Annotated in this window: 26 protein-coding genes and 1 tRNA gene; 11 read left to right on the top strand and 16 right to left on the bottom strand. The window is 69.6% G+C overall.

Annotated elements, in window-relative coordinates:
• Positions 1–63: 63 nt before the first annotated feature.
• The 3 genes from FHR32_RS13340 to FHR32_RS13330 form a co-directional block, all read right to left on the bottom strand.
• Positions 64–732, bottom strand: coding sequence for a response regulator (locus FHR32_RS13340; RefSeq protein ID WP_184754589.1), 669 nt, complete (start codon positions 730–732; stop codon positions 64–66).
• Between the two features lie 54 nt (positions 733–786).
• The gene (locus FHR32_RS13335; protein ID WP_312882656.1) at positions 787–1,950 is read right to left on the bottom strand and encodes a sensor histidine kinase; all 1,164 of its coding nucleotides are present in this window, start codon (positions 1,948–1,950) and stop codon (positions 787–789) included.
• Positions 1,951–2,017: 67 nt separating this feature from the next.
• Positions 2,018–2,602 (bottom strand): hypothetical protein, encoded by a 585-nt coding sequence (locus FHR32_RS13330; protein WP_184754588.1) that lies wholly within the window; start codon positions 2,600–2,602, stop codon positions 2,018–2,020.
• A 263-nt stretch (positions 2,603–2,865) separates the two neighbouring features.
• Between FHR32_RS13330 and FHR32_RS13325 the strand changes: the two genes are divergently transcribed.
• From FHR32_RS13325 to FHR32_RS13310, 4 genes are all read left to right on the top strand, one after another.
• Positions 2,866–3,987: a serine hydrolase domain-containing protein gene (locus FHR32_RS13325; RefSeq protein ID WP_184754587.1), complete on the top strand. Its 1,122-nt coding sequence runs from the start codon at positions 2,866–2,868 to the stop codon at positions 3,985–3,987.
• Positions 3,988–4,061: 74 nt separating this feature from the next.
• Positions 4,062–4,574: a SigE family RNA polymerase sigma factor gene (locus FHR32_RS13320; protein ID WP_184754586.1), complete on the top strand. Its 513-nt coding sequence runs from the start codon at positions 4,062–4,064 to the stop codon at positions 4,572–4,574.
• Positions 4,571–5,788, top strand: coding sequence for a TolB-like translocation protein (locus FHR32_RS13315; protein WP_184754585.1), 1,218 nt, complete (start codon positions 4,571–4,573; stop codon positions 5,786–5,788). Before FHR32_RS13320 ends, FHR32_RS13315 begins: the two co-directional genes overlap by 4 nt.
• Positions 5,789–5,876: 88 nt before the next feature.
• Complete coding sequence (locus FHR32_RS13310) at positions 5,877–6,848, top strand: GNAT family N-acetyltransferase (RefSeq protein ID WP_184754584.1); 972 nt, start codon at positions 5,877–5,879, stop codon at positions 6,846–6,848.
• A 126-nt stretch (positions 6,849–6,974) separates the two neighbouring features.
• Here FHR32_RS13310 and FHR32_RS13305 read toward each other — a convergent pair whose 3' ends face one another.
• On the bottom strand, positions 6,975–8,330 hold the full coding sequence (locus FHR32_RS13305; RefSeq protein ID WP_184754583.1) for a sensor histidine kinase: 1,356 nt from the start codon (positions 8,328–8,330) through the stop codon (positions 6,975–6,977).
• A 2-nt stretch (positions 8,331–8,332) separates the two neighbouring features.
• Positions 8,333–9,001, bottom strand: coding sequence for a response regulator transcription factor (locus FHR32_RS13300; RefSeq protein ID WP_184754582.1), 669 nt, complete (start codon positions 8,999–9,001; stop codon positions 8,333–8,335).
• A 124-nt stretch (positions 9,002–9,125) separates the two neighbouring features.
• Between FHR32_RS13300 and FHR32_RS13295 the strand changes: the two genes are divergently transcribed.
• Entirely contained in the window at positions 9,126–9,671 is a 546-nt protein-coding gene (locus FHR32_RS13295) for a hypothetical protein (protein WP_184754581.1), read from the top strand.
• Between the two features lie 139 nt (positions 9,672–9,810).
• Here the strand turns inward: FHR32_RS13295 and FHR32_RS13290 are convergent, their stop codons facing one another.
• Complete coding sequence (locus FHR32_RS13290) at positions 9,811–10,275, bottom strand: hypothetical protein (RefSeq protein ID WP_184754580.1); 465 nt, start codon at positions 10,273–10,275, stop codon at positions 9,811–9,813.
• A 285-nt stretch (positions 10,276–10,560) separates the two neighbouring features.
• Between FHR32_RS13290 and FHR32_RS13285 the strand changes: the two genes are divergently transcribed.
• On the top strand, positions 10,561–11,097 hold the full coding sequence (locus tag FHR32_RS13285; RefSeq protein WP_184754579.1) for a peptidylprolyl isomerase: 537 nt from the start codon (positions 10,561–10,563) through the stop codon (positions 11,095–11,097).
• 121 nt (positions 11,098–11,218) lie between these two features.
• The gene (locus tag FHR32_RS13280) at positions 11,219–12,088 is read left to right on the top strand and encodes a rhomboid family intramembrane serine protease (protein WP_184754578.1); all 870 of its coding nucleotides are present in this window, start codon (positions 11,219–11,221) and stop codon (positions 12,086–12,088) included.
• A 33-nt stretch (positions 12,089–12,121) separates the two neighbouring features.
• Here FHR32_RS13280 and FHR32_RS13275 read toward each other — a convergent pair whose 3' ends face one another.
• On the bottom strand, positions 12,122–12,367 hold the full coding sequence (locus FHR32_RS13275; protein WP_184754577.1) for a cell division protein CrgA: 246 nt from the start codon (positions 12,365–12,367) through the stop codon (positions 12,122–12,124).
• 209 nt (positions 12,368–12,576) lie between these two features.
• On the opposite strand from FHR32_RS13275, the gene FHR32_RS13270 reads away from it, so the two are divergent.
• From FHR32_RS13270 to FHR32_RS13260, 3 genes are read left to right on the top strand one after another with little or no spacing between them, the layout of a single operon-like run.
• Positions 12,577–13,200, top strand: a complete 624-nt coding sequence (locus FHR32_RS13270; protein ID WP_184754576.1) for a class E sortase — start codon at positions 12,577–12,579, stop codon at positions 13,198–13,200.
• A complete protein-coding gene (locus FHR32_RS13265) occupies positions 13,197–13,364 on the top strand; it encodes a hypothetical protein (protein WP_184756683.1) in 168 nt (55 codons plus the stop codon). The genes FHR32_RS13270 and FHR32_RS13265 overlap by 4 nt, the downstream gene beginning before the upstream one ends.
• Positions 13,364–13,936 (top strand): anthranilate synthase component II, encoded by a 573-nt coding sequence (locus FHR32_RS13260; protein ID WP_184754575.1) that lies wholly within the window; start codon positions 13,364–13,366, stop codon positions 13,934–13,936. The genes FHR32_RS13265 and FHR32_RS13260 overlap by 1 nt, the downstream gene beginning before the upstream one ends.
• 157 nt (positions 13,937–14,093) lie before the next feature.
• Here the strand turns inward: FHR32_RS13260 and pknB are convergent, their stop codons facing one another.
• From pknB to FHR32_RS13225, 7 genes are all read right to left on the bottom strand, one after another.
• A complete protein-coding gene (gene pknB, locus FHR32_RS13255) occupies positions 14,094–15,950 on the bottom strand; it encodes a Stk1 family PASTA domain-containing Ser/Thr kinase (protein WP_184754574.1) in 1,857 nt (618 codons plus the stop codon).
• An 82-nt stretch (positions 15,951–16,032) separates the two neighbouring features.
• A complete protein-coding gene (locus FHR32_RS13250; RefSeq protein WP_184754573.1) occupies positions 16,033–17,454 on the bottom strand; it encodes a serine/threonine-protein kinase in 1,422 nt (473 codons plus the stop codon).
• Complete coding sequence (locus FHR32_RS13245; RefSeq protein ID WP_184754572.1) at positions 17,451–18,908, bottom strand: peptidoglycan D,D-transpeptidase FtsI family protein; 1,458 nt, start codon at positions 18,906–18,908, stop codon at positions 17,451–17,453. Before FHR32_RS13245 ends, FHR32_RS13250 begins: the two co-directional genes overlap by 4 nt.
• A complete protein-coding gene (locus FHR32_RS13240) occupies positions 18,905–20,287 on the bottom strand; it encodes an FtsW/RodA/SpoVE family cell cycle protein (RefSeq protein WP_184754571.1) in 1,383 nt (460 codons plus the stop codon). Before FHR32_RS13240 ends, FHR32_RS13245 begins: the two co-directional genes overlap by 4 nt.
• A 4-nt stretch (positions 20,288–20,291) precedes the next feature.
• Positions 20,292–21,596, bottom strand: a complete 1,305-nt coding sequence (locus tag FHR32_RS13235) for a Stp1/IreP family PP2C-type Ser/Thr phosphatase (protein WP_184754570.1) — start codon at positions 21,594–21,596, stop codon at positions 20,292–20,294.
• The gene (locus tag FHR32_RS13230) at positions 21,593–22,060 is read right to left on the bottom strand and encodes an FHA domain-containing protein FhaB/FipA (RefSeq protein ID WP_184754569.1); all 468 of its coding nucleotides are present in this window, start codon (positions 22,058–22,060) and stop codon (positions 21,593–21,595) included. Before FHR32_RS13230 ends, FHR32_RS13235 begins: the two co-directional genes overlap by 4 nt.
• Before the next feature lie 17 nt (positions 22,061–22,077).
• Positions 22,078–22,818 carry an FHA domain-containing protein gene (locus FHR32_RS13225; RefSeq protein WP_184754568.1) on the bottom strand — a complete coding sequence of 247 codons (741 nt, stop codon included), beginning with the start codon at positions 22,816–22,818 and terminating at the stop codon, positions 22,078–22,080.
• A gap of 157 nt (positions 22,819–22,975) precedes the next feature.
• Between FHR32_RS13225 and FHR32_RS13220 the strand changes: the two genes are divergently transcribed.
• Positions 22,976–23,058: transfer RNA gene (locus FHR32_RS13220), tRNA-Leu, on the top strand.
• A 334-nt stretch (positions 23,059–23,392) separates the two neighbouring features.
• On the opposite strand, the gene FHR32_RS13215 is transcribed toward FHR32_RS13220, so the two are convergent.
• Complete coding sequence (locus FHR32_RS13215) at positions 23,393–24,424, bottom strand: hemolysin family protein (protein ID WP_184754567.1); 1,032 nt, start codon at positions 24,422–24,424, stop codon at positions 23,393–23,395.
• The gene (locus FHR32_RS13210) at positions 24,421–25,842 is read right to left on the bottom strand and encodes a hemolysin family protein (protein WP_184754566.1); all 1,422 of its coding nucleotides are present in this window, start codon (positions 25,840–25,842) and stop codon (positions 24,421–24,423) included. Before FHR32_RS13210 ends, FHR32_RS13215 begins: the two co-directional genes overlap by 4 nt.
• Positions 25,843–26,360 lie beyond the last annotated feature (518 nt).

The raw sequence follows: 26,360 nt of genomic DNA, 5'->3' as shown, positions 1-26,360 counted from the left end.
GGACGGCTCCTTCTTCAGGGGGAACCATGTCCATTCTGCACCGGATCAACACCCCCGGGCGACCTACACCGTCCCGCCGGGGACCGCGAGACCGGTCTCGTAGGCGGCGATCACCGCCTGGACCCGGTCGCGCAGGCCCAGTTTGGTGAGCACGTTGCTGACGTGCGTCTTGACGGTGTGCTCGCTGACCACCATGGCCTGCGCGATCTCCGCGTTGGACAGCCCCCGCGCGATCATCTGGAGGGTCTCCTGCTCACGGCCCGTGAGCACGGAGAGCCGCGTGGCGGAGAGCGTGACAGGGCGGTTCACGGATCTGGAGGTGAACTCGGCGATCAGCTTTCTCGTGACGGAGGGCGCGAGCAGCGACTCCCCGGCCGCGACCACCCGCACCCCGTGCACGAGGTCGGCGCGGCGGACGTCCTTGAGCAGGAACCCGCTGGCGCCCGCCCGCAGCGCGTCGTAGACGTAGTCGTCCAGGTCGAACGTGGTCAGCATGAGCACCCGGCAGTCGGTCTCGGCGCACACGATCGCGGCCGCCTCGATGCCGTCCATCACCGGCATCCGGATGTCGAGAAGCAGCACGTCCGGCCGGTGCTCGCGGACCGCCGCGACGGCTTCGGCACCGTTGTCCGCCTCGGCGACGACCTCGATGTCGGGCTGGGCATCGAGGATCATGCCGAATCCGGCGCGCACCAGCTCCTGGTCGTCGGCCACCACGACTCTCACGGTCATGCCGTCACTCCCCGCCTCTCGCGGCCCTGTCGCCGCCGCCCATGCCTCTCGTGGTCATGCCGTCACCGCCAGCGGCAGCCGTACGACCACCTGGAAGCCCGGCCCGTCCGGGCGAGGTCCCGCGGTGGCGGAGCCGCCGCAGGCGGCGGCGCGCTTGCGGATGCCGACCAGGCCGTTTCCGCCGGAGGGGAGGGACGACACGGAGCCGCGTCCGTCGTCGGTGATGCTGATCATGAGCGTGTCGTCCTGCCAGAGGAGTCGGACGTCGGCGTGGGTGGCGCCCGCGTGCTTGACGATGTTGGTGAGGGCCTCCTGGGTCACCCGGTAGGCGGCGACCTCGGTGTCGGGGAGCAACTGCCGCGGCTCGCCCGAGACGGAGTAAACCACGCCCAGCCCGGTGCCGGAGACCTGCTCGGCCAGCCCGGCCAGGTCGCCGACGGTCGGCTGCGGAGCGCGCGGGCCCGACTCCTCCTTGAGCACGTTCAGCGTACGGCGGAGCTGGACCATGGCGTCACGTCCCGCCGAGGCGATCGCGTCGAAGGCCGCCTCGGCGCGGGCCGGGTCGCTCCTGACCACGACGGGGCCGGCCTCGGCCTGCACGACCATGAGGCTGACCGCGTGGGCGAGGATGTCGTGCATGTCGCGGGCGATCCGGGCCCGCTCGCGCTCGGCGGCCCGTTCGGCCTCGGCCTGGCGCTCGTGCTCCAACCGGGCGGCCCGCTCCTCCAGAGCGGTGGCGTACGCGCGGGAGGCGGCGGAGGCGCGGCCGATCGCGTACGCGGCGACGAACAGCACGACGCCGCGCAGCGCGGTCTCCGAGGAGCCGACCAGGAGCAGTCCGCCGATGACCGTAAAGGTGAGCATGACCAGGCGGGGCAGGTGGGCGGAGTGGGCGGCGACCGTGTAGGTCGCGATGAGCCCGCCGTACCAGATCGGCTGTGCGGCCACCTCGTCCACGAGGTCGTAGAGGGAGGTCGCGACGAGGGTGGCCGTCAGCACGGCCACCGGCGCCCGCCGTCGCCACGCCAGGGGCACGGAGGAGGCGATCACGACCACGTATCCCCACCAGTGCCACGGTCCGCCGTAGGGGTTCTCCCGGGAGAAGAACGGCCACAGCTGCACGACCATCACGAGCATGGCGAGCGCCGTGTCCAGCCACAGGGGCGGAAGGGACCGCAACCGGTCACGGACGGGGGTCAGGAACGGCAGGGCGGACACGAGGTCCAATTTTGCCTCCTCGTTCCGGTCTTCGGACACAGCGGGTACGGAGGACACGGGTGTCCGGTTACGCGGGGGCGTGCGCGGGCCGGGCGGTACGGGCGACCTGGCCGGCGAGGGGGACGAAGGACAGGAGCAGGCAGACGGCGCCGAGCGGGATGAGGTCCTTGTCGACGAACGGGAGGAGAAGGTCGAGCAGGACCAGGAACGGCGTCCAGATCTTGACGCGGCGGGCGACGGCGAGCTGGACGACGAGCGCGAGCTGGCCGAGGAAGAAGAGGAGCGGGCCGCCGTCGTAGACCAGGAAGGAGACCCCGGGGACGGCCTGGATCCGGTCGAAGTAGACGCTCATCCCGGCGCGGTCGGCGGACAGGAAACCGACCACGATGTCGATGGCGAACTGCGTGCCGACCGCCAGGATGCCGATGATCCCGGCCGACGCGCTCACGGTGGAGAGGGTGTCACGTCCCGCCAGCCGGCGCATCTGCAGGAAAGTGGAGACGAAGAAGGCGAGAGCCGCGATGAAGGCGAGATGGCCGGAGGTCCAGGCAAGGCCGGGCCCTCGGCTGCCGTCGAGCCCGTCGAGGATCCGGATCACCCCGTAGGCCAGGACGAGCAGGGGGGCTGCGACGAATGCGATGCGGGGGTTCATCAGGGAGGCTCCTCGGTGGCGTGCTTGTGCCTCAATCCTGGTTTTCCGCGGCCGGGAAGTAATCGCCGGGAAGAGCGATCCCGGCGCTCCCTCCCACGAGGGAGTGCGTCTCCCCCGTATCGGCGACCACGCGGGGTGCGGGAGCTCGTACGGCGTCGCGACCACCGTGCGGTTTTCCCCAGCCTCCCCACGGGGGTCTATTCCCGGGAAGCCGGCGGTCGGCCCCATGGCCGGAGGACATCCCCGCTTCATAGCGTTCCGGCATGATCAAAACGTTTTCCAGGACATTGGCCGTTCTGCTGGCCGTGACATCCCTCATCGCCGGACCGGCCGCCACGGCGGACGCGGGCACCGGGGCGGAGCCGCCCCGGGCGAAGGTCAAGGTGTCGCTGGACGGGCTGGTGACGGCCGGGGCGGCGACGGCGGCCTCGGTGCGGCTGCAGGAGCCGGGACAGGACTGGGCGGCCGCCGCCGGAGTGCGGGACCTGGAGTCGCGCCGGGCCGCCGACGCCGACGGCTACTTCCGGATCGGCAGCGTCACCAAGACGTTCGTGGCGACCGTGCTCCTCCAGCTCTCCGACGAGCGGCGCCTCCGTCTTGACGACCCGATCGAACGGCACCTGCCCGGCGTGGTCCCCAACGGGGGCCACATCACCGTCAGACAGCTCCTCAACCACACGAGCGGCCTGCACGACTACATGAGCGAACCGGGCTATTCGACCAACCGCTGGCGGGGAGCCGACCGTTTCCGCAGCTACACCCCGGCACACCTGCTCAAGGTGGCGTTCGGCGAGCAGCCGGACTTCAGGCCCGGTGAGAGCTGGCGCTATTCCAACACCAACTACATCGTCGCCGGGCTGCTCATCGAGAAGCTGACCGGCAGGCCGTACGGGGAGGAGATCAGGCGCCGGATCCTGCGCCCGCTGCGCCTCACCCAGACGATCGTCCCCGGCACCCGGCCCGGCCTGCCCGGCCCGCACGCCCACGGCTACGCCACCCTGCCCACCGGCCAGGTCGTGGACGTCACCCGGATGGACCCCTCCCTGGACTGGGCCGCAGGCGAGATGATCTCGACCACGCGCGACCTCAACCGCTTCTTCGACGCCCTTCTCACCGGAAAACTGACCAGCGCGCGGGCGCTCGACGCGATGCGGACCGCGGTGGCGACCGGTGTGGGGTTCCGGTACGGTCTCGGCCTGCAGGAGTACACGTTGCCGTGTGGCAGGAGCCTGTGGGGTCACAGCGGCGAGCTGATCGGCTACATGACCTTCGCGTTCCGCTCCGACGACGGACGCAGGCTCGCCCTGTCGGTCAACCCCCACACCCGTAAGCCCTCGCAGGAGGAGATGTTCGCCCTCGCGGGCGCCTTCTACTGCACCGGATGACCGGTACGGCGCGCGGAGCATAGTGACGTCCCCCGGATGCGTCTGTAGGACGTAACCACACAGGGGAGGTGATCGTGGACGCCGAAGAGGAGAGACGGTTCCGCGAGTTCGTCTCGGCGCGGTCCCCCGCGCTGATGCGGCTGGCGTACCTGCTGACGGGGGGCGACCAGCACGCGGCGGAAGATCTGCTGCAGACCGCGCTGGCCAGAACGGTCACCAGGTGGCGCGGCGTGGACGCGCCGGAGGCGTACGTCCGGCAGGCGATGTACCGCCAGCAGGTCTCCTGGTGGCGCCGGCGCAGGGAGACCACCGTCTCCGAGCCGCCCGACCGGGCCGTCGCCGACGGCACGCACGGGGTCGAGCTGCAGATCGTCATGCGCCGGGCGCTGGCCCGGCTGACGGCCAGGCAACGGGCCGTGCTGGTCCTGCGCTACTACGAGGACCTGCCGGAGGCCGAGGTCGCGGAGATCCTCGGCTGCTCGGTGGGCACCGTCCGCAGCACCGCCCACCGTTCCCTGGCCCGGCTGCGCGACCTCGCGCCCGAACTGCGGGAGCCATACACGATCTTCGGGGAGGCATCGGCATGACCATCGACGAGCTTGTCAGGCGGACCCTTCATGACTGGTCCGACGAGGCGCGGGTCCCCTCCGACCTGGCGTCGAGGGCGCTCGGCAGGCGCAGGCGTTCCAGGGGCAAGACGTTCGCGGTAGTCGCGGGGGCGACCGCGACCGTCGTGGCCGCCGTGTTCACGGTCCCGGCCCTGGTCCAGGGGGAGCAGAGAGACGAGCGGTCGGCCATCGCCGTCGTGACCGATCCGAGCCCGTCCAGGGAGACGGTGGGAGACCCGGACTCCGCGCTGCCCGGGACCCTGGTGGCGGCGGGTGACACGGCCGTCTACTCCTACTTCACCTGGGAGAACGTGAAGACCCCCAACGGTCGGGAGGTGCGGAAGCTGACCTGGCGCCTCTACGACAAGGGCAGTCAGGCCTACGAGGAGACACCCTGGGCGTGGCTCGACGTCGCGCCGGGCGGGGAGTCGGTCGCGGTGCTGGAACAGCTCCCCGCGCGCCGGGTCGGAGTGATCGCCGGCCGTGGGGCCGAGGTGCGGTGGATCGACCTGAAGCACCCGGCAGGATCGGTGCAGTGGTCGCCCGACGGCCGGAAGCTGCTGCTCACCAACTACGGCGGCAACCCTGACGAGTCCTACCCCATGGTGAACAACAGCCAGAAGGCGATGCCCCCGACCAGGACCGGTTACAGCGTCGTCGACCTGGACAGCGGCCAGATCGGGTTCCACCCGGTGCGGCAGGATGAGAACAACCGGTTCGCCACCCGGCTGGACTTCTCCTGGAGCACGGACGGCACGCTGGTGTGGGAGCACAACAGCACCCCGCCCGGCACCAAGAAGTTCTACGACCTGGACGGCAACCCGCGGTCGGCGCCGCCGGAGGTGGCCGACACCTACCAGCGGGCCGGGATGTCGCCCAGTGGACGGTTGGTCGCGACCGACAGCCCGGACCGGAGCGCGGTCACCGGGGTCAAGGACGTGGGCACCGGCAAGGTGACGCCGCTCACGCCGGTGGACGGTTACTGGATCGAGCAGCTCGCGGCCTGGGCGGACGACGACCGTCTGATCGCCTGGGCGTGCGAGTTCAAGGCGCCTGACAACTGCGTCGGCAGCGAGTTCCGCAACCGGCTGGTCCTGGTCGACGTGGACGGAGGGAAGGCCGAGCCGCTCACCGGCTACCGCGAGAACAACCAGAAGCCTGGCTCGTGGGAGCCGGTCTTCTCCCGTCGCTGAACGACCGCCGGCCGGGCCTGGCCGTGTGTCTGCCCGGGAGGCGAAAATCTCTCGCCGTACGGCTCTGCGACCTCATATGCTCCTGATCATGACGTTCGACTGGGTTCCGCTGACCAAGAACGACGTGGGCGCGTGGGCCGAACTGCTGGCCGCGGTGGAGGCCGCGGACCGTATCGGGGAGAACTACAGCGCGGACGACCTCGCCGAGCATCTCGCCAACCCCCTGCTCGACGTGGCCGAGGGCACCCTGGCCGCCTGGGACGGGGACAGGATGGTGGCCGCCGGCCTCACCGCCAGCCGGCCCGCCGCCGACCCGGTCCACCAGATGACCCTGTGGGGGGCGGTCCACCCGGACCACCGCCGTCGCGGTCTCGGCGGGCACCTGCTCGACTGGGCGATCCGCACCACCCCGGTGCTGCACGGGCGCCGCTTCCCCGGCAGTCCCCTCGAGCTCCACGTCCACCTGGACGACGGCAACGAGGGCGCGAAGGTCATGGTGACCAGGGCGGGTATGACCCCGGCCCGCTGGTTCCACGGGATGAGCCGTGACCTGGGGACCGAGCTGCCCGCGGGTGACCTGCCCGATGGCCTGGAGATCGTCACCTATCGCGCGGACCTCGACGATGCCGCCCGGCGGGTGCGCAACGCCTCCTTCGCCGACCACTGGGGCAGCGTCCCGCACACCCCGGAGAGCTGGAAGAGCTCCATCACCGGCGTGCAGGCGTTCCGTCCCGAGGGGTCCTTCGTCGTCCAGGACGGGGCGGGTGAGAGCGTGGCGGTGCTGCTCACCCACTACTTCGAGGCGGACACCGAGGCCACCGGCGTCCGCGAGGCCTGGATCCAGATCATCGGAACCCTGCGGGAATGGCGGGGCAGGGGCGTGGCCGGCGCGCTGCTCGCCCACGCCCTCACCGAGTTCCGTGCCCAGGGCTACCGGAAGGCCGGGCTGGGGGTGGACGCCGACAACCCGACCGGCGCCCTGGGGGTCTACACCCGCGCCGGATTCGAGGTCGAGCACCGCACGACCACCTACGCGCTCCCGATCAGCCCAGGCGGGTGACGCTCCGGAGATCCTGATCCTTCTCCGGGGCGGGGAGCTCCCCCTGCGGGGCTTCGAGGGGTCGTTCTCCGGCGGGTCACGGAGGGTGTGACCCGCCTCCCGGGGCCTCGGTGAATGACGTGTGCCTCATATCGCGGGAAAACAGGCGCGTAACCGTGCTCCCGAGCCTTTCTCCACGACCTTGAGGCTGCCGCCGTGCCGTACCGCGATGTCCCGGGCGATGGCGAGCCCGAGCCCTGATCCGCCCGAGTCCCGGTTCCGTGCCTCGTCCAGCCGGACGAACCGGTCGAAGACCACCTCACGCTGCTCGGCCGCGATCCCCGGCCCGTCGTCGCACACGTCCAGGACGGCCCCCGCCCCGTCCATGGCCAGCCGGACGGTGACCATGGAGCCCGCATGCCGTACCGCGTTGTCCGTCAGGTTGGCGACCATGCGGCGCAGCTCCTCCGCCGAACCCCGGACCACCACGTCGGCGGCCACATCCAGTTCGACGCGGACCTCCGGCCTGGGCCGGGACCGGGTCGCCTCCTCGGCGGCGACCTGACCCAGGTCCACCTCTCCGTGACAGGCCGGCTCGCCGGCGTCCAGGCGGGCCAGGAGCAGCAGGTCGGAGGTGAGCGCCTGGATCCGCTCCACGTCCGTCAGGGCATCGGCCGCCAGCGGCACGGACGGCGCGAGCTCCAGGCGCGTCCGCAGAATGGCCAGCGGGCTGCGCAGCTCGTGGGCGGCGTCGGCGACGAAGCGCTTGTGCCGGTCGACCGCGAGCTCCAGGCGGTCGAGCGTGCGGTTCATGGTCTCGGCGAGACGGGCGATCTCGTCGCCGGACCGTGGCACCGGGACCCGGCGATGCAGGTCGCTGGCGGTGATGTCGGCCATCTCGGCGCGGATGGCAGAGACCGGTGCGAGCGCCCGGCCGACCGCCAGCCAGGTCAGGGCCGCGACCAGCAGGAGCAGGGCCGGGATGCCGGGGAGCAGCAGTGCCTGCAGGCTCTGCAAGGCCGCTCTGGTGGGCTCCAGGGAGGCCCTGGCCTGCACGAGCATCGTGCCTGCTGCGGTGTTGACAGGCGTGGTGGCCACCGCGAAGGAGTCGGCGGGCGCCCATCGCTTGGCGAACACGCTGGCTTCCTGGCCGGGGGCCAACCGGGGGGCGCCCTGCCCGAGGACGGCCGGGTGGACGGGCTGGACGGGCTGGGCGGGCTGGACCATGGCCGTCCCCCACTTTCCGCCGGGAAGGTCGGTCCCCTCGATGATCTGGACGTCGGAGTCCAGAGGCTCGGCGATCCGGCTGGCGGTGACGGCGGTGGTGCCGGCGGCGATCAGGCCGGCGGTCACGTCGGCGCGGCGAGCCGCCTCGGCCGAGGTGCTCTCCACCAGGCTGCCTCTGAGCACACCGACGAGCACCGCCGTGGCGATGCCCAGCGCCACCGCGACGATGGCGGTGGCCGCGAGAGTCGCCCGGATCCGGACCGACAGACGTGACATCTTCAGGCCTCCAACCGGTATCCGGCCCCGCGCACGGTCACCAGGGACGACCGGCCGAACGGGGAGTCGATCTTGCGGCGCAGCGCGCTGATGTAGACCTCGACGATGTTCGGGTCGCCGTCGTAGGAGAAGTCCCATGCCTGGGCGAGCAACTCGCTCTTGGAGACCACCTCGCCCGGTCTGCGGGCCAGGCCGTGCAAGACGGCGAACTCCTTCGGGGTGAGGGGGATCTCCACCTCACCGCGGCGGCAGCGGAGCCCGGCCGGGTCGATGGTCAGGTCGCCGACCGTGATGGAGACCGGCCTGGCCTGCCCGCCCCGGCGGATCAGCGCGCGCAGCCGGGCCAGCAGCACCACGTAGGAGAACGGCTTGGACAGGAAGTCGTCCGCGCCGGTGTCCAGGGCCTCGGCCTCGTCGTGCACCCCGTCCTTGGCGGTGAGCATCAGGATCGGCGTCCAGTTCTCCGCGTCGCGGAGTCTGGCGCAGACGGTGTAGCCGTTCATCCGGGGCAGCATGACGTCGAGCACGATCACGTCGTAGGCGTTCTCGCCCGCCATCCACAGTCCGTCGCGCCCATCATGGGCGATGTCCACGGCGAACCCCTCGCCGGCCAGTCCGCCCTTCAACAGGTCGGCCAGGCGCTTCTCGTCCTCAACCAGCAGCAGGCGCATGCCACCAGCGTGCCGCAACCTACCTAAAGCCAACCTGAAGGCGGTTTCGGCTCCCTTCAGGCTGGGTTCAGGTAGCGCGGGAGACGGTGTGACCGCCGGATTCGATCAATTGAGGAGAACAAGAATGCGCATCCGTTTTCTCGCGGCGGCCGTGGTCACCGCCGGTGCACTGATGGCGACCCTGACAGGTGCGGCGAACGCCTCCGACGACCCCGCCCCCGCACCGCCAGAGGTCACCACCGCCATCACGTGCGACGTCGACAAGGGCGTCGGCATGAAGCACATGCTCACCGAGGCCGAGGTGCGGGATCTCCGGGCCAAGGGCGGGGCGTGGGCGAAGGTCACCGAGGAGGCCGACGCGGTGCTCGCCGTCCCGGGCACCCGGCTGGACCCGTCGAAGTCGGTGCGCATCAAGGAGGGCACGGTCTTCTCGCTCCGAGCCCGCGCCGCCGAGGAGGGCGGGGTACCTCAGGGTGAGCTGTCTGACGATGTCCGGCCGGCCGAGGACGCTCCGGACGGCAAGTCCGACACGCGCCTCGTGGCCCCTCTGGGAACTCTGGCCGCTCGGGCCACTCCTGCCACTCCTGCCACTCCTGCCACTCCTGCCACTCCGCTCCCCGGGGACGCGGTCATCAGCTGCAGCCGGGAAGCCGCGCCCGCCGGCAAGTAGCCACACGCGCGAGCCGTACCGGACGGGGGCCGGAGTGCGGCGCGGTCAGAGCAGCACCCTCTGACAAGCGCCCGGCGAGCGCGTCACCACACCGGAGTACGGCCCGCACCCCCGGGGGTGCGGGCCGTACTCCGGTGAATCAGGACGACTTCTTGGACGCCTGATCCGCCCGGGCGTCGGCCTTGTCGCCGAGCCCGCCCGCCGTGGAGTCGGTCTTCGACGCGACGTCATGCGCCACCTCGGCGGCCTTGTCCGTCGTGGACTGCGCCTTCTCTCCCATCCAGCGGGACGCGTCGGCGCTGCTGTCCTTCATCGCCTCGGTCCACTGTTCGGTGCTCTTGCGGTACATCGCGAAGCCGATGGCTCCGACCGCGAGACCGGTGAACAGCAGGACCATCGGCCACCTGCGTGACTTCGCCGCCGGTGCGGGATCGATCTTGGCAGCCGCCTGTGACAGCATCGCGCTGATCTTCGGCGCCAGCTGTTCCTCGAAGGAGTGCGCGGCGGCGTCCAGCCTCGGTGCCGCCCACTCCCTGGCCACGAAGACCTTGTCGTTGGCCACGCCGCGGGCCTGCGTGGCCGCGTCACGGGCGTGCGCGGCCATTGGACCCACCCGATCGGCGGCGCGCGCGGCCTGAGCCTTCACCTGGCCCAGCCGCGTTTCCGGTACCACTATCTCGATGTGGCGCTTTCCAAATTGTGCAAGAGGCACGTCAACCTCCCCAGTCGTCGGGGCCCCGTTGCCACCCCTGCCCGCTCGAAGGCGGCTCAATCATGACCGGTCGTGGGAGGATGCTAGATGGACCGGCTACGGCCGTAATCACGAAAACACCACAAGAACAGCATGTTGCACAGGCTTTAGCCAAGACCAGAAGGGGGCAATCCGATCGTGGCTGAGAAGTTGATCGCGAACCTGACCACTAACCGCGGCACCGTGAAGATCCAGCTCTTCCCGGACCACGCGCCCAAGACCGTGCGCAACTTCGTCGAGCTGGCCGAGGGCACCCGGGAGTGGGTGAACCCGCAGACCGGCGAGAAGACCAACGACAAGCTCTATGACGGGACGATCTTCCACCGGGTCATCGACGGCTTCATGCTCCAGGGCGGCGACCCGCTCGGCCAGGGCATCGGCGGTCCGGGTTACAAGTTCGACGACGAGATCCACCCGGACCTCTACTTCAACCGTCCCTACCTGCTCGCCATGGCCAACGCCGGCATCCAGGGCGGCCGCGGCACCAACGGCTCGCAGTTCTTCATCACGGTGGTGCCCACGCCGCACCTGAACGGCAAGCACTCCATCTTCGGTGAGGTCATCGAGGGCCAGGACGTCGTCGACGCCATCGCCAAGACCGACACCGACGCCCGGGACCGGCCCAAGGACCCGGTCGTCCTGCAGTCGGTCACCATCGACCGCGTCCAGGGCTGATACCCGTGAGAAGGCGGCCTCCCCGGGGGAGGCCGCCTTCTCACGGGTACGGGTGCGCGGGATCGTGAATAGGCTGGCAGTCTGTGGATAACAGCACGGTCGAAGGGGCCAGCGACACGCCATGACCACCCAGCCACCCACCCAGCCGCCCGGCGAGTCCGACACCGCGGCCGCTCCCACGTGTTACCGGCACCCGGGCCGTGAGACCTACGTGCGCTGCCAGCGCTGTGACCGGCCCATCTGCCCCGACTGCATGCGCGACGCCTCGGTCGGCTTCCAGTGCCCCGAGTGCGTCGCCCAGGGCAACAAGACGGTACGGCAGGCGCGGTCGGTCTTCGGCGGCAGCGTGATCGCCAAACCCTATGTGACCTGGACGCTCCTGGGCGTCAACGTCGTGATGTTTCTCGCCCAGCTCGCCACCGACGGCCGCCTCACCGAGGAGCTGGTGATGTGGCCTCTCGGGGTCGCCGCCAACTCGGAGTACTACCGGTTGGTCACCAGTGCCTTCCTGCACCGCGACTACCTGCACATCGGGCTGAACATGTGGGCGCTCTTCATGGTCGGCCCCTATCTGGAGCAGGCGTTCGGTCACGCCCGTTTCCTGGCCCTGTATCTGCTCAGCGCGCTCGGCGGGTCGGTGCTCGGCTACTGGATCGACCCGGCGAACGGCGCGAGTCTGGGTGCGTCAGGAGCCATATTCGGCCTCTTCGGTGCGATGTTCGTGGTCGGCAGGAGGCTGGGACTGAACCTCCGCCCGATCATCGTGCTTCTCGTGATCAACCTTGTGATCACATTCATGCCAGGTCTGCACATCAGCTGGACGGCGCATGTGGGCGGCCTCGTCACCGGCATGGCGGTCTCTGCCATCCTGGCCTACGGCCCGAAGGCCGGCCGCACCCTTTTTCAGAGCATGCTGCTGGTCGGCGCTCTGGCGATCCTGGTGGGGTTGGTCATCACCAGGACCGCCGTCCTACTGCCGTTGATCGGCTGAGTCCCCAGGGTGTGGATAAATTCTGTGGAAAAACTAACGCCAGCGGGTGGACAACACCACACCGAAGATGATGAAAACGAACCCGATCAGCAGGTTCCAGTTGGTGAGGGCGCCGATGAGCGGGGCGGTGGGCGCCACATAGTAGACGGCGATCCAGAGGATCCCGATGATCCAGGAGGCCACCATGACCGGCGCCAGCCAGCGCGGGCTCATCTTGACCTGCTGGGTCGTCTGCGGCGGGGTGTAGACCGCCTTCTTACGAGTCTTGGGCTTGGGCACGGGTTTTCTCCTGCGTCGACCCTGCGCGATCCGAACCGTGCGCAGGCTATGTCAGCTAGCGTAATCGCTGGTGGGCGAAGACCCGAGTAAGAATAGTCGGCGCACACGGGACATGGCGATCCCAGAAGCGATCATCGCAGCGCAAACCTTGGATCAACCACGTGCCGCATGCCCGCTCACGATGATCCACCGTCATTAGCCTGAGCCCCATGAGGGTCGCTCTGAGAGCTTTCGGGGAGCTGGGCATCACCGCCGGAGTGGTCGTTCTTCTCTTCTGCGCCTACCTCCTCTGGGGGACCGGTTCCTATACCGTGCAGCAGCAGACGGTGCTGCGCAGGCAGCTCCTGCAGGAGTTCAAGCAGAAGAAGCCCCCGCAGCTCGGTGGCATCCGGTTGGGCGGGGCGATGGCGCTGCTGAGGATCCCACGGTTCGGGCACGACTACCGGTACGCCATTGTGGAGGGTGTCGGCCCGGAGCAACTGCGGATGGGGCCGGGGCACTACCCCGGCTCGGCCATGCCGGGAAAGGTTGGAAATTTCGTGCTTTCTGGACACCGGACCACCTACGCCGCGCCCTTCAACCGGATCGACGAACTCCGCCGCGGCGACGCCATCGTGGTCGACGCCCGCGAAGCCCGCTATACCTACCAGGTCACCGGCACACGGATCGTCGAACCCACCGAGCTCGGGGTCATCGCCCCGGTCCCCGACCGGCCGGGCCGCAAGCCCACCAGGGCCCTCATCACCCTGTCCACCTGTAATCCGGAGTACTCCGCCGCCCAGCGGCTCATCGTCTTCGGCAAACTCGACAGCAGTCAGGAGCGTCGCCGATGAGGAGCCCCGTGTACGGCTGGATCTGGCGGCTGCTCCCAGGAGGCGTCGCGACCAGGGTGTTCCTCGCGGTGGTGCTGGCGGGGCTGGCGGCAGCCGTACTCTGGTATCTCGTGTTCCCCTGGCTCGAACCCCGCGTCCCCTTCGACCACGCCCTGGTGGGCTGATGACCCGCGTCCTCGTGGTGGACAACCACGACAGCTTCGTCCACACCATCGTCCAGTATCTCCGCGAGCTCGGCGCCACCTGTGACGTGCGCCCGCGCGACCACGTGACGGTCGGGGACGCGGCCAGCTTCGACGGGGTCCTGGTCAGCCCGGGGCCCGGTGCCCCCGAGGACGCCGGGGTGAGCGTCCCCCTCGTCGGCTACTGCGAGGCCCACGATCTTCCCCTGCTCGGCGTCTGCCTCGGCCACCAGGCCATCGCGGTCGCCTACGGGGCCACCGTGGCGCGGGCTCCGGAGCTGATGCACGGCCGTACCAGCGCGATCGCGCACGACGGCCGCGGTGTCTTCGCCGGACTGCCGTCTCCGGTGACCATGACGCGCTACCACTCGCTGGCGGTCGTGCCGGAGACGGTCCCCGCGGTCCTCCAGGTGACCGCGGTCACCGATGACGGCCTGGTGATGGGGTTGCGTCACCGGACCGCCCCCATCGAGGGCGTGCAGTTCCATCCCGAATCGGTGATCTCCGAACACGGCCACCGGCTGCTCGGAAACTGGCTCGCGGGAATCGTGTAACGCCGGAACCGTCTTGAACGACTAACCAGTGAGCCCTTCCGTCATCGCCCCCGAGTGACGGAAGGGCTCTTATGTTTTTCCGGCCACGGGCTCGCCGCCCCCCAAAAAGGGGACGGCCCCCGCCTGGGTGGCGGGAGCCGTCCACGTGAAGTGGGGATCAGCCGTTCAGGTCGCTGGGCGGGTCCTCGAAGAACGGGTCCTCGGTATCCGTCGGGACCGGCTGCTCCGGTTGGTCGGTGACCGTCGGCTCATCGGTGGGGAGCGGCTGCTCGGTCGGCGTCGGGGCCTGCCCGCTGGAGACGACCAGCGTGATCGTGATACTCGGCTGGATCTTGGCCCCGGCCTCGGGAGCCTGGCTGAGGACGGTGCCCTTCACCTGGTCACTCGCCTGCTCGACGACCTTGACCTTGAGGAAGCCCGAGTCCTTGAGCATGGTCTTCGCGTCGTTGACCGAGATCCCGACCACGCTCGGGACCTCGATGGCCTCCTTGGGGATGTAGATCCGGACAGAGGTGCCCTTGTTGGCCTTTTTCCCCGCCTCGGGGTCACTCTTGATCACCTTGTCCTGCGGGCCGCCGGAGCTGATGGGCTGCACAGTCGCCTTGAAGCCCGCCTCCTCCAGAGCCGCCTTGGCCTCCTCCGTGGTCATGCCGACCACGGAGGGCACCTCGATCTTCTCCGCGCCCTTGGAGACCGTAAGGGTGATCTCAGCGCCCTCGTCGACCTCGGTGCCGGCCACCGGATCGGTCTTGATCACGGTGTCCTTGCGCACCTCGTCGTCGTACGTCTCGACGGTCTTGACCTTCAGCTTGAGGTCCTCAAGCGTCTTGGTCGCCGCGATCACGGTCTGCGAGGTCAGGGACGGAAGCTTGATCTTGTCCGACGCGGTGGTGTCGCCGGGGGAGCTCAGGAACATGTAGCCCACCCCGATGAAGGCACCGATGACCAGGAGCGGGACCAGGATCCACGCGGCGGTCTTGACGGCGGTGTTGCCGCTGTTCTGCTGCCGGCGCCGGCCGCGCTCGCCGCGGCCGCCCTCCTCCGTGCCGTATTCGTAGGCCGGGACGGCGGTGGTGCGCTGGGTCGCCGGTCCGCCGGGGGCACCGGGAGCCTGCATCGTCCGGGTGGCCGAGCCGTGGTTGTTGGCCAGCGCCATCGTCTGGGCGTCCATCGGGATGCCGGACATCGCCCGCTGGATGTCGGCCCGCATCTCCCCGGCGCTCTGGTAGCGGTGCGCCGGGTCCTTGGCCATCGCCTTGAGCACGATGGCATCGGCCCATTTGGGGATCTCCGGGTCGATCTGCGACGGCGGGATCGGGTCCTCGCGCACGTGCTGGTAGGCGATCGCGACGGGGGAGTCGCCGGTGAACGGCGGCTGCCCGGTCAGCAGCTCGTACAGCACGCAGCCGGTGGAGTAGATGTCACTGCGGGCGTCGACCCGCTCGCCCCTGGCCTGCTCCGGCGACAGATACTGCGCGGTGCCGATGACCTGGGCGGTCTGTGTCATGGTCGCGGCCGAGTCGGCCATCGCGCGGGCGATGCCGAAGTCCATCACCTTGACGTCACCGTTGTTGGTGATCATGATGTTCGCCGGCTTGATGTCCCGGTGGACGATGCCGCCGCGGTGGCTGTAGTCCAGCGCCCGCAGGATCCCGTCGACCAGCTCGGCGGCCCGCTCGGGCATCAGCCGCCGATCGGCCCGGAGCAGGTCGCGCAGCGTGCGGCCGTCGACGTACTCCATCACGATGTACGGCACCGGCGCGCTGCCCGCCACGTCCTCGCCGGTGTCGTAGACCGCGACGATGGACGGGTGGTTCAGCGACGCGGCGGACTGCGCCTCCCGCCGGAAACGGGCCTGGAAGATGTGGTCCCTTGCCAGGTCCGCGCGGAGTGTCTTGATGGCGACGATCCGATCCAGCCGGATGTCTCGGGCGCGATAGACCTCGGCCATGCCGCCACGCCCGACGACGCCGTCAAGCTCGTAGCGATCGCCGAGGCGTCGGGGCTGAGTCATTTCCTGCACTGTCCCTTACCGTTCATCTTGGGTGCCGGTGAGCTCTTGGGCCACCGGTGTCCATCATCGACCCGTTGCCGCATCACGTCTCCCCATTCGGCGGCTCTGTGTCGCCGTTTCCGGGAATGGTGTTCGTCGGTGTAAGGCTCGGTGTCGCCGTCGGGGTGGTGGGCGTCGGAGTCGAAGTAGTCGGGCTGGGGCTGGGCGGTGGCGACGTGGTCGGCCGGGGGCTGGGTGTGACCGATGTGCTTACCGTAGCCGAAGGCGTGGGTGAAGGGCGGAGCGGCTTGCTCGGTGAGACCGGCGCTCTGCTCATCGCCGGCTTCGTTCTGCTGGGCCGTACCTTGGACGGAGTGACGACCGGACTCGGCGAGGTGAACGGCTCCGCCGGCCGGCTGTCGCCGCCGCGATCCGCCAGTTCGTAGGCCACCAGCGTGCCCAGCCCGACGGCGGCGGCGCACCCCGCCGCCGCGACGATCACCGTCCTCCGGCGCAGGCCACGACGGCCCGGGGCGGTCGGCGCGGTGCCCGCCGGAGTCGGCTGCGGGGCCGTACCCCTGTCCGGTCCCGCCACCGGGGCCGGTCCCGTGCCGGTGGCCAGGGCGGGGGCGATCTCCTGGGGCCACTCGCCCGCGGGTTCCATCCGCCATCCCGCCGGATCCGTGAGCATGGCGAGGCCGGCGGCGCCCGGGGTGGTGAGCGACTCGCGCAGCGCATATGCCCGTCCGGCCAGTTCCCCGACGCCGGCCGGGCGCAGGGCGGGGGACTTCGACAGGCAGGCCGTGACCAGGTCGCGCACCGCCTCGGGCACGCTTCCGGGCAGCGGCGGAGGCGTCTCGTTCAGGTGCATGAGCGCGATCGCCACCTGGGTGCTGGCGACGAACGGCGGACGGCCCGCCAGGCACTCGTAGGCGACCACGCCGAGCGAGTAGACGTCGGTCGCCAAGGTCAGCGGCTCGCCCGACGCCTGCTCGGGGCTGACGTACTGCGCGGTGCCGAGCACGGTGCCGGTCTGGGTCATCGACGAGGCCTCCAGCGCCCTGGCGATGCCGAAATCTGTGACCTTCACCACACCGTCCCCCGTTACCAGGAGATTGCCCGGTTTGATATCCCGGTGGATGATCCCCGCGCCGTGGGCGGCCTGCAGAGCCTTGGCGGTCTGGTAGATCACGTCCAGGGTGATCTCGACACTCAGCCTGCCGTCACGCGCCAGGATGCTCGCCAGAGACTCGCCGGGGACCAGCTCCATCACCAGGTAGGCGACGTCGTCGGCCTCGCCGTAGTCGAAGACCTGGGCGATCCCGGGGTCGGCCAGGCCCGCCGCGATCCTCGCCTCCCGGCGGAACCGCTCGCGGAAGGCCGGATCGGCGGCCGTGTGCCGGCGGAGCAGCTTCACCGCCACCTCGCGGCCGAGCAGCTCGTCCCTGGCCCGCCAGACCTCGCCCATGCCGCCCGTCGCGATCCGCCCCAACGGGCGGTACCGGCCCCCGAGCAACGCGGTCATCTGCCCAGCACCGCTTCCATCACGCTCTTGGCGATGGGCGCTGCGGTGAGACCGCCCGAGGCCTCGCCACCGGCGCTGCCGGACTCGACGATGAGGGCGACGGCGACCTTGGGGTCCTCGACGGGGGCGAACGAGATGAACCACGCGTGGGGGGCCTTGCCCGGAGCGGTCTCGGCGGTGCCGGTCTTGCCGCCCACGGTCACCCCGGGGATCTGCGCGGCCCTGGCGGTGCCCTGCTTGACGACGTTGACCATCATCTCCTGCAGCTTGCGCGCGCTGTCCTCGCTCATCGCGGTGGAGAGCTTCTCGGGGCTGGCGCTCTGGACCTCGCCGCCCTCAGCGTCCGCGATCTTGTTCACCAGGTAGGGCTTCATGACCACGCCGTTGTTGGCGACGCCCGCGGCGACCATGGCCATCTGCAGCGGGGTCATCTGGTTGCTGCGCTGGCCGATCGAGGCCTGGGCGAGCGCGGCCTTGTCCTCCTCGCGGCCGATCCCGCTGGCCGCGACGGACATGGGGATCGCCAGCGGGTCACCGCCGATGCCGAACTTCGCGGCCTGGTCCTTGAGGGCGTCGTAGCCCAGCTCCATGCCGATCTTGCCGAACGGCGTGTTGCAGGACTGCTCCAGCGCGAACGACAGCGTCACACGGCCGGAGCCGCACGCCGAGCCGCCGTGGTTGGGCAGGCCGACCGTGGTGTTGGGCAGGTCGAGCACCTGCGGGGCGTCCACCTGGCTCTGCGGGCCGAGGGTGTCGTCGCTCTCCAGGTAGGCCGACAGGGTCACCACCTTGAAGGTCGAGCCCGGCGCGTAGGTCTGCTCGATCGCCCGGTTCAGCATCGGCTGGTCCTTGTCGGTCTCCAGCTTCTTGGAGGCCTTGTTGACCTCCAACTTGTTGGCCTTGGACAGCAGGTTGGGGTCGTAGGTGGGGATCGAGACCATGGCGAGGATCGCCCCGGTCTTCGGCTCGATCGCGACCAGCGCGCCCTTCTTGCCGCTGGCGCCCAGCATCTTGTAGGCAGCCTCCTGCGCCCTGGGGTCGATCGTCAGGTCGACGTTGGCGCCCTTGGTCCTCTTGGCGGTGAACAGGTCGATGCTGCGCCGGATCAGCAGGTCGGCGCTGGTGCCGTTGAGCAGGCTGTTCTCGGCCCGCTCCATGTCGCGCTCGCTCTCCGGCGCGAAGAAGCCGGTGATGGGGGCGTAGACCTTGCCTTCGGGATAGCGCCGCTCGAACCGGAATTTGTTGCTGCCGGTGTCGACCGACTCGGCGAGCACCTTGTTCCCCGCGGTGATCCGGCCTCGCTCGACCTCATAACGGGCGTAGAAGTTGCGGGTGTTGCGCGGGTCCGCGCTCAGGTCCTCCGCCCGTACGGCCTGCAGGTAGTTCACGTTGAGCATGAGCAGGCCGAACATGAGCAGACAGGCCAGGGCGGCGCGCTTGAGGGGGCCGTTCATCGCTGGAACACCTGCGTCATTCCTTCGTCCTGGATGGCTTGGGGCGGCGGCTTCCTGGCCGCATCCGACATGCGTACCAGCAGCGCGATAAGAATCCAGTTAGCCAGCAGCGCCGAGCCGCCCTGGGACATGAACGGGGTGACCAGGCCGGTCAACGGGATCAGGTTGGTGACGCCGCCGACGATGATGAAGACCTGCCAGGCCAGGATGAACGACAGGCCGCCCGCCAGCAGCTTGGAGAACGGGTCGCGGGCCGCGATGGAGGTGCGCAGGCCGCGCTCCACCAGCAGGGCGTAGACCATCAGCAGGGCCATCAGCCCGGTCAGGCCCAGTTCCTCGCCGGTGGCGGGGAAGATGAAGTCGGAGATGGCCAGCGGGATCTTATCGGGGTAACCCTGGCCGAGCCCGGTGCCGAGGATCCCGCCGTTGGCCATGGCGAACAGGCCCTCCATGAGCTGGGCGCTGCCGCCAAGCGTGCGCTCGAAGAGCTCCTGGCTCTCCGGGTTGAGGAAGACCTCGAACCGGGCCGCGACGTGGTCGAAGAGCAGCCCCGCCAGGACGGCGCCGCCGATGAAGAGCAGGATGCCGATGAGCACCCAGGAGGTGCGCTGGGTGGCGATGTAGAGCATCGCGATGAAGGTGCCGAAGATCAGCAGCGACGAGCCGAGGTCCTTCTGCATGACCAGCACGCTGAGGCTGAGACCCCAGACGATGAGGATCGGGCCGAGGTCGCGGGCCCGGGGCAGGTCGATGAAGAGCAGCCGCCGCCCGGCCAGCGCCAGCACGTCGCGTTTGGCGACCAGGTAGCCGGCGAAGAAGACGATCAGGGCGAGCTTGGCGAACTCGGCGGGCTGGAGCTGTCCGAGGCCGGGGATTTTGATCCAGATGCGCGCGCCGTTCTCCTCCTTGCCGAGGAACGGCAGCAGCGGCGAGATCAGCAGGAAGAGACCGGCGGCTCCCGCGGTGTAGGTGAGCCGCTGCAGCGCACGGTGGTCGCGCAGCACGATCAGGGTCACACTGAACATGACGACCCCGACGGCCGTCCACAGCAGCTGGGTGCTGGCCGACGCGCCGTACGCCTTGGCCTGCTCGAGGCGGTAGATCATCACCAGGCCGAGGCCGTTGATCAGCGTCACCAGGGGAAGGATCAGCGGATCGGCCCAGGGGGCGAACTTGGCCAGCACCAGATAGGCGGCCAGCATGAGGCCGCCCAGCCCGAGTCCGTAGGTGAGCATGCCGGCGGGGATCTGCTTGTCGATCGCCAGCCCCACGTTGGCGTACGCGAACATCACGATCGCGACCGCGAAGGCGAGCATCGCCAACTGGGCCAGCCGCCGCTTGGCGGGCAGGAGGACGGGCTCGACGCTTGGGGTGCTCATGTGTCTACTGTGACCTTGTGGGTTCCGGGGTTGCGGTGCCGCTCGGCTGGGAGGTCTGCTTTCCCTTCCCGTCCGGCTTGGTCTCCGTCTGGGGCTTCGCCCCGGTCGACTTGAGCTCGGCGATCTTCTTCAGGCCCGCGTCGATGCTGGGGACGGGGATCCCGTCACGGACCTGGCCCTGCTGGAACGCACCGAGAGCCGTGATCGGCTCGGTCGTCCTCCGGGCGACGTTGAAGAGCTCGATGGGGCCGAGATTGGTCTTCACGCCTTGGAAGACCACTATCTCATCCCCTTTCGCCCCTACGAAGTATTGGTCATCGAGCCATTGGCTCCCGAAATACCACCCTAGGCCGCCGCCGACGAGAACGACGCCGCCCACCGAGGCCAGCAGCGGCCACAGCCGGCGGCGTCGGGCCGGCCGTCGCGCGGCCCTGATGATCGGCTCGTCGTGCTCGTCGTCGGTGATGGCGGGCTGGGGCATGGTCATGGCGGCCCGGCCGGCCGGGGTGTCCGGCCGCTCCGCCCGGGGCCGGAGGGACCCGGCGGCACCCACCACGGCGGCCTCGGCGGGGAGGGAGACCCCCTCGTCCACCTCCAGGACGTCGGCGAGCACGCAGGTGATGTTGTCGGGACCGCCGCCCCGGTTGGCCAGGTCGATGAGCGTGCGGATCACCGTCTCGGGGTCCTCGATCGTGGAGAGCGTGTGGTGCATCGTCTCCGCGGTCACCACCCCGGACAGCCCGTCGGAGCAGAGGAGGTAACGGTCGCCGACCTGGGCCTCGCGCAGCGACAGGTCGGGGTCGACCTCGCCGCTGCCGTCGAGTGCGCGCAGCAGTATCGACCGCTGGGGGTGGGTTGCGGCCTCCTCCAGGGTGATCCGGCCGTCGTCCACGAGGGACTGCACCAGGGTGTGGTCGTGCGTGATCTGGTAGAGCTCCCCGGCACGTAGCAGGTAGGCGCGGGAGTCGCCGACGTGGGCCAGGGCGACCCTCGTGCCGGACCAGAGCATGGCGGTGAGGGTGGTGCCCATGCCCTTGAGGCTCGAGTCTCGCCCCACCATCTCGTGCAGCCTGCGGTTGGCGTCTCGGACCGCCGCCTCGATGGCGCTGAGCAGGTCACCCCCCTGCGGGTCCTCGTCGAGGGAGGACATCGCGGCGATGGCGACCGAGCTGGCCACCTCACCGTGTGCGTGGCCGCCCATACCGTCCGCGACGGCGAGCAGGCGAGCGCTGGCGTACGCGGAGTCCTCGTTACCTTCGCGGAGGAGGCCGACGTCAGAGCGGGCGGCGTAACGGAGTGCGATGGTCATTTGCGCAATTCGATGACGGTCTTACCGATGCGGATCGGAACACCGAGCGGTATCGGAGTCGGACGGGTGACTTTGGAGCGGTCGAGGTATGTGCCGTTGGTCGAACCGAGATCTTCCACGATCCACTGACCGTCCTGGGGGAAGAGCCGGGCATGCCGGCTGGAAGCGTAGTCGTCGCTGACTACGAGCGTGGCGTCATTCGCCCGGCCGATGGTGATTGGCGTCTCCGAGAGGGTAATGGTGGTGCCTTGCAGGGGACCACCGATGACGACCATCTGCCGCGGCTCCCCCTTCTTGGGTTTGGCCGCGGGCTTGATCGGCTTTGCAGCCTTGCGCGCGGGGGCGGCGGTGGTCGTGCGGGATCCGAACAAGTCTGTCCGGATCACACCGACCGCGGCAATCACGAAGAACCACAGCACCGCGAGGAACGCGAGCCGGATCAGCAGCAGCGTGAGCTCGGACATGGACCGTCTGTTTACCTTTAATCGCGCCGGAAGACCAGAGTCGTCCGCCCCAGCGTCACACGAGTGCCGTTCTGGAGCTCGACCCGGCGGACCGGCTGGCCGTTGACGAAGGTGCCGTTCGTGGAGCCGAGGTCGACGAGCGCGACCTGGGGACCCTCCACGCGCAGCTCGGCGTGGTGCCGGGACACACCCGGATCGACCAGCCGGAGATCACAGTCGGTGCCCCTGCCGAGCAGGGTCACCGGGGTGGTCAGGTCATAGGAGCGCTGTCCCTGCGGGTCGTCCTGGGTCGAGACGAGCAGGCGGGGACGGCCGCCGAAGGCACGCGGCTTGGCCGCCGGCACGTCGCTCACCGAATGGCGGATCTCGTCCTGCTCGACCGTCGCCCCGCGGATCACTCCGGAACGGATCCGGAACAGGCCGACCGCCAGATCGTCGGCCGTCTCGAAACGCACTCGGACGGGCCCCACGAAGGAGTAGCCCTGTTCCTTGGCGTACTCCCGGGCGAGGTTGGCCAGTTCATGGCTGATGCTGTCCGCATAGACCTCCAGTCGTTCGCTGTCCGTCGTGGACAGCTCGACCACGAAGTCGTTGGGCACGAGCGTGCGTCCTTGCGCGACTATCGCCGCACGCTCGTCCATCTCACGCTGAACCGCGCTGGCAACCTCGACCGGCTGAAGGTCAGATTTGAACGCCCGCGCAAAGGCTCCCTCAACCAAACCTTCGAGCCTCCGCTCGAAGCGCTGAAGGACTCCCACCGGGTACCTCCCTTCCTCCGTCTAGCTAGGTCACGGCCGCTTGGGGGCTTGTTCCTCGCTCTCTCGCACCCAGCTGTTCCGCTCCGTGTCTAGGAGGATCGTATCCGGGTTCGTGGGTACCGGCTGATCCGTGCTAATGTTTCCACCGCACCCAAAAGGGCGGGTGGCGGAACGGCAGACGCGCACGGTTCAGGTCCGTGTGTCCGAAAGGACGTGAGGGTTCAAATCCCTCCTCGCCCACTCACACAGAGCCTCGGAAGCGCAATCAGCGCACCGGGGCATTCTTGTTTTCCGGTGGATACGCGTGTTCATCGGGGCCGTCCGTGGAATCTCGTGCCGGTCGGGGCGATCATCGATCAAAGTAGCCGTTCGCCCCGCTACAGAGAAGACCCAGCCGTTCTCTAGGGTTCTTCGGGGTTTTGGGCCGATACGGCATGCCGTCTGTTCTAACCGGCCGCACTTGCCGATCACTTTCGAGTTACTTGCACGGAGGTCGGCGGTCGAGGATGTGATTACGCTGACAGAGGAATCGGGCCGGGGAAGATCCCTTCCCCGGCCCGTCCGCGCTCTCGCGCTATCGCGGGGCGAGGACCCGGACGTCCAGTAGTTCGCCGAGCAGGTCGGTGAGGCTCACCATGCCGGCCACCTCCCCGTCGTCCGTGACGAGGCCCACATGGGCGTGGGCGTCCTGCAGGACGGAGACCGCCTCGGGGATCGTCGTGCTCCGCTCCAGGCGCGGCACCGGGCGGGCGAGCTCCGCGGGACTCACCCCGGGCCGGACCAGGACGTCCCTGACGTGCAGCACGCCCAGAACGTCCCCCGGCCTGCCCGAGTTGACCAGGAGGCGTAGATGCCCGCTCTCGGCGGCCGTCCGGCGCACCTGGGCGTCCGTGGCGTCCCCGGTCACGCAGGTGGCCTCCGCGATGGGCAGCATCAGGCGCTCGACCGGCTGCTGGTGGACCCGCAGGGCACGCGTGAGCAGGTCGTGCTCGTCCCGGTCGAGCAGTCCCATCCGGCCTGACTCGCCGACCAGCATGGCGAGCTGGACCGGGGTCCTGGTGGTGGCCAGTTCGTCCCTGGCGTGCACGCCGACCAGCCGGAGGATCGCGTTGGTCAGCCCGTTGAGCGAGGCGAGCATCGGCCGGACCACCCAGGTGAAGCCGCGGAACGGCAGGGCCAGGCCCATCGCCGCGATCTCCGGGTGGGTCAGCGCCCACGACTTGGGGGCCATCTCCCCGACCACCATGTGCAGGAAGGTGATCAGTGCCAGCGCGATCACCAGCGAGACGGGGACCCGGAGCGCCTCGGGCGCGCCGATCGCCGCGAAGGCCGGCTCCAGCAGGTGCTCGATGGCGGGCTCGGTCACCATGCCCAGGCCGAGCGAGCACAGCGTGATGCCGAGCTGGGCTCCGGCCAGCATCAGGGAGAGCTCCCTGCCGCCGCGTACGGCGGCGCGGGCGGCGAACCGGGTCAGTCGCCCCCCCTTGCCCGCGAGCTCCTCCAGGCGGTGTCTGCGGGCCGAGATGACCGCGAACTCGGCGGCGACGAAGAAGGCGTTGCCGATCAGCAGGACCACGCCGAGTAGCAGGGCTCCGGTGGTGCTCATCGTCCGTTCACCGCGCTCCGCTCGATCCTGGGTGTGTCGCCCCGGCGCTCGGCCGTGGGCTCGTCGTCCTCGGGGCTCTCCGCCGGCGCGGGCGCCAGCCGTACCCACTCGGGGACCCTGCGGTGCACCGACAGCACGGTGAGCTCCGCCTCCGGCTCGTCCGCGCTGTCGTCATCGAAGAGGTCGGTCTCCTTGGTCAGCGTGACGGTGACCCGGTCACCGGGCTCGGCCATCCGGCCGAGGACGGCGAGCACCAGGCCGGCGATGGTGTCGTAGTCGTCGCTCTCGGGGAGCGTCAGCCTGGTCGCCCGCTCGACCTCGTCGAGCCGGAGCGTGCCGGGCAGGTCCCAGGTGCCGTCGTCGCCCGCGACGACACCCGCGGGCTCGGGGTCGTTCTCGTCGATCAGCTCGCCGACGAGTTCTTCGGCGAGATCCTCGATGGTGACCACACCGGCGAGCCCGCCGTACTCGTCGATGACGCAGGCCATGTCGTCGTGTGCGGCCCGCATGCGTTCCAGCACGACCGGCAGCGGCAGCGAGTCCGGGACCAGCAGCGCCGGGCGGGTGATCGACTCCAGCTGGCCGTCGGTCAGGCCGGACGTGAGGAACTCCCGCACGCCGGTGACGCCGACCACGTCCTCGCCGTTCTCCTTGCTGAGCACCGGATAACGGGAGTGACCATGCTCGCGGACGACGTCGAGCAGGTCGGATATCGGGCGCTCGGCCCGGAGCAGCACCACGCGGGGGCGCGGAACCATGACGTCCTCGGCGGTGCGGTCGCCGAACTCCAGCGCCCGCTCCAGCAGCTCCGACAGCCGCGGGGGAAGGTCACCGGCCGTGGCCGACTCGGAGATGATCCGGGACAGCTCCTCGGGGCTGGCGCCGTGCTCCACCTCCTCCACGGGCTCCACGCCCACCCGGCGCAGCAGGCCGGTGGCGGCGGAGTCGAACAGCCGGATCACGGGCCCGGCGATCCGGAGGTAGACGATGGTCGAGCCGGCGAGGAACTTGGCCACCGGCTCGGGACGGGCGATGCCCAGGTTCTTGGGGGCGAGCTCGCCGAGGACCATCTGGACGACGGTGGCGACCGCGACGGCCAGCGCCACCGCGAGGCCCCCCACCGCCGCCCGGGGCACACCGGCGGACTCCAGCCAGGGGCGGATCACGGTGGCGATGGCGGGTTCGGAGATGAAGCCGACCAGCAGGGCGGTGACGGTGATGCCGAGCTGCGCGCCCGACAACATGAACGACAGACGCCCCGTCACCTCCAGCGCGCGCTTGGCCGCCGCGTCGCCGGCGTCGGCCTGTTCGCGCAGCACACCGCGGTCGGCGGCGACGAAGGCGAACTCCTGGGCAACGAAATAGCCGGTGGCGAGAGTGAGAAGAAGTACGGCCAGCAGGCCGAGAGCCGTGTTCACCGGGTGGCTCTCCCGGTCTGGTCAGCTGTCCCCGTGCATCCGCACGGGCTGGTACTCCACGAGTCCGGAGTGGACACGATCATCCTTTCGAGCAGAAGTCGTCCTCTACCGTAACGATCCATGGGGTGATCGATGTTTCCAGATCGGCGGACGATTGCATGGTTGGTACCTCATTGCCCTGCCGCGTACTTTTACGTGGGGAAACATTGGCGGGTACCAACGCGCGGCGGGGGGCGCGACGTAGCGTCGATAATGACGTTCTCATCGTGAGTTCAAGAAATGGCGGGGATACGACGTGGGTGACAGGCCGGAAGACGACGATCGCACACGCGCGCTGCGGTCGCCCCAGCCCGCGCCGCCGCGAGCGGCAGGGCAGCCCGCCTACCCGGTGCAGGGGCAGCGCCGTCCTCCCGCACAGCCTATGGGGGAGCCGCCCGCGGAGCCCGTGGGGGAGCCGCGGCCGGACGACACGCGGCCCCGGTCGACCTCACGGGTCTACGGCAAGGCCAGGGCCGGCT

It is taken from the genome of Streptosporangium album, assembly GCF_014203795.1.
In the GTDB taxonomy this organism is placed as follows: domain Bacteria; phylum Actinomycetota; class Actinomycetes; order Streptosporangiales; family Streptosporangiaceae; genus Streptosporangium; species Streptosporangium album.
This window is presented reverse-complemented; position numbering and strand designations above follow the sequence as displayed.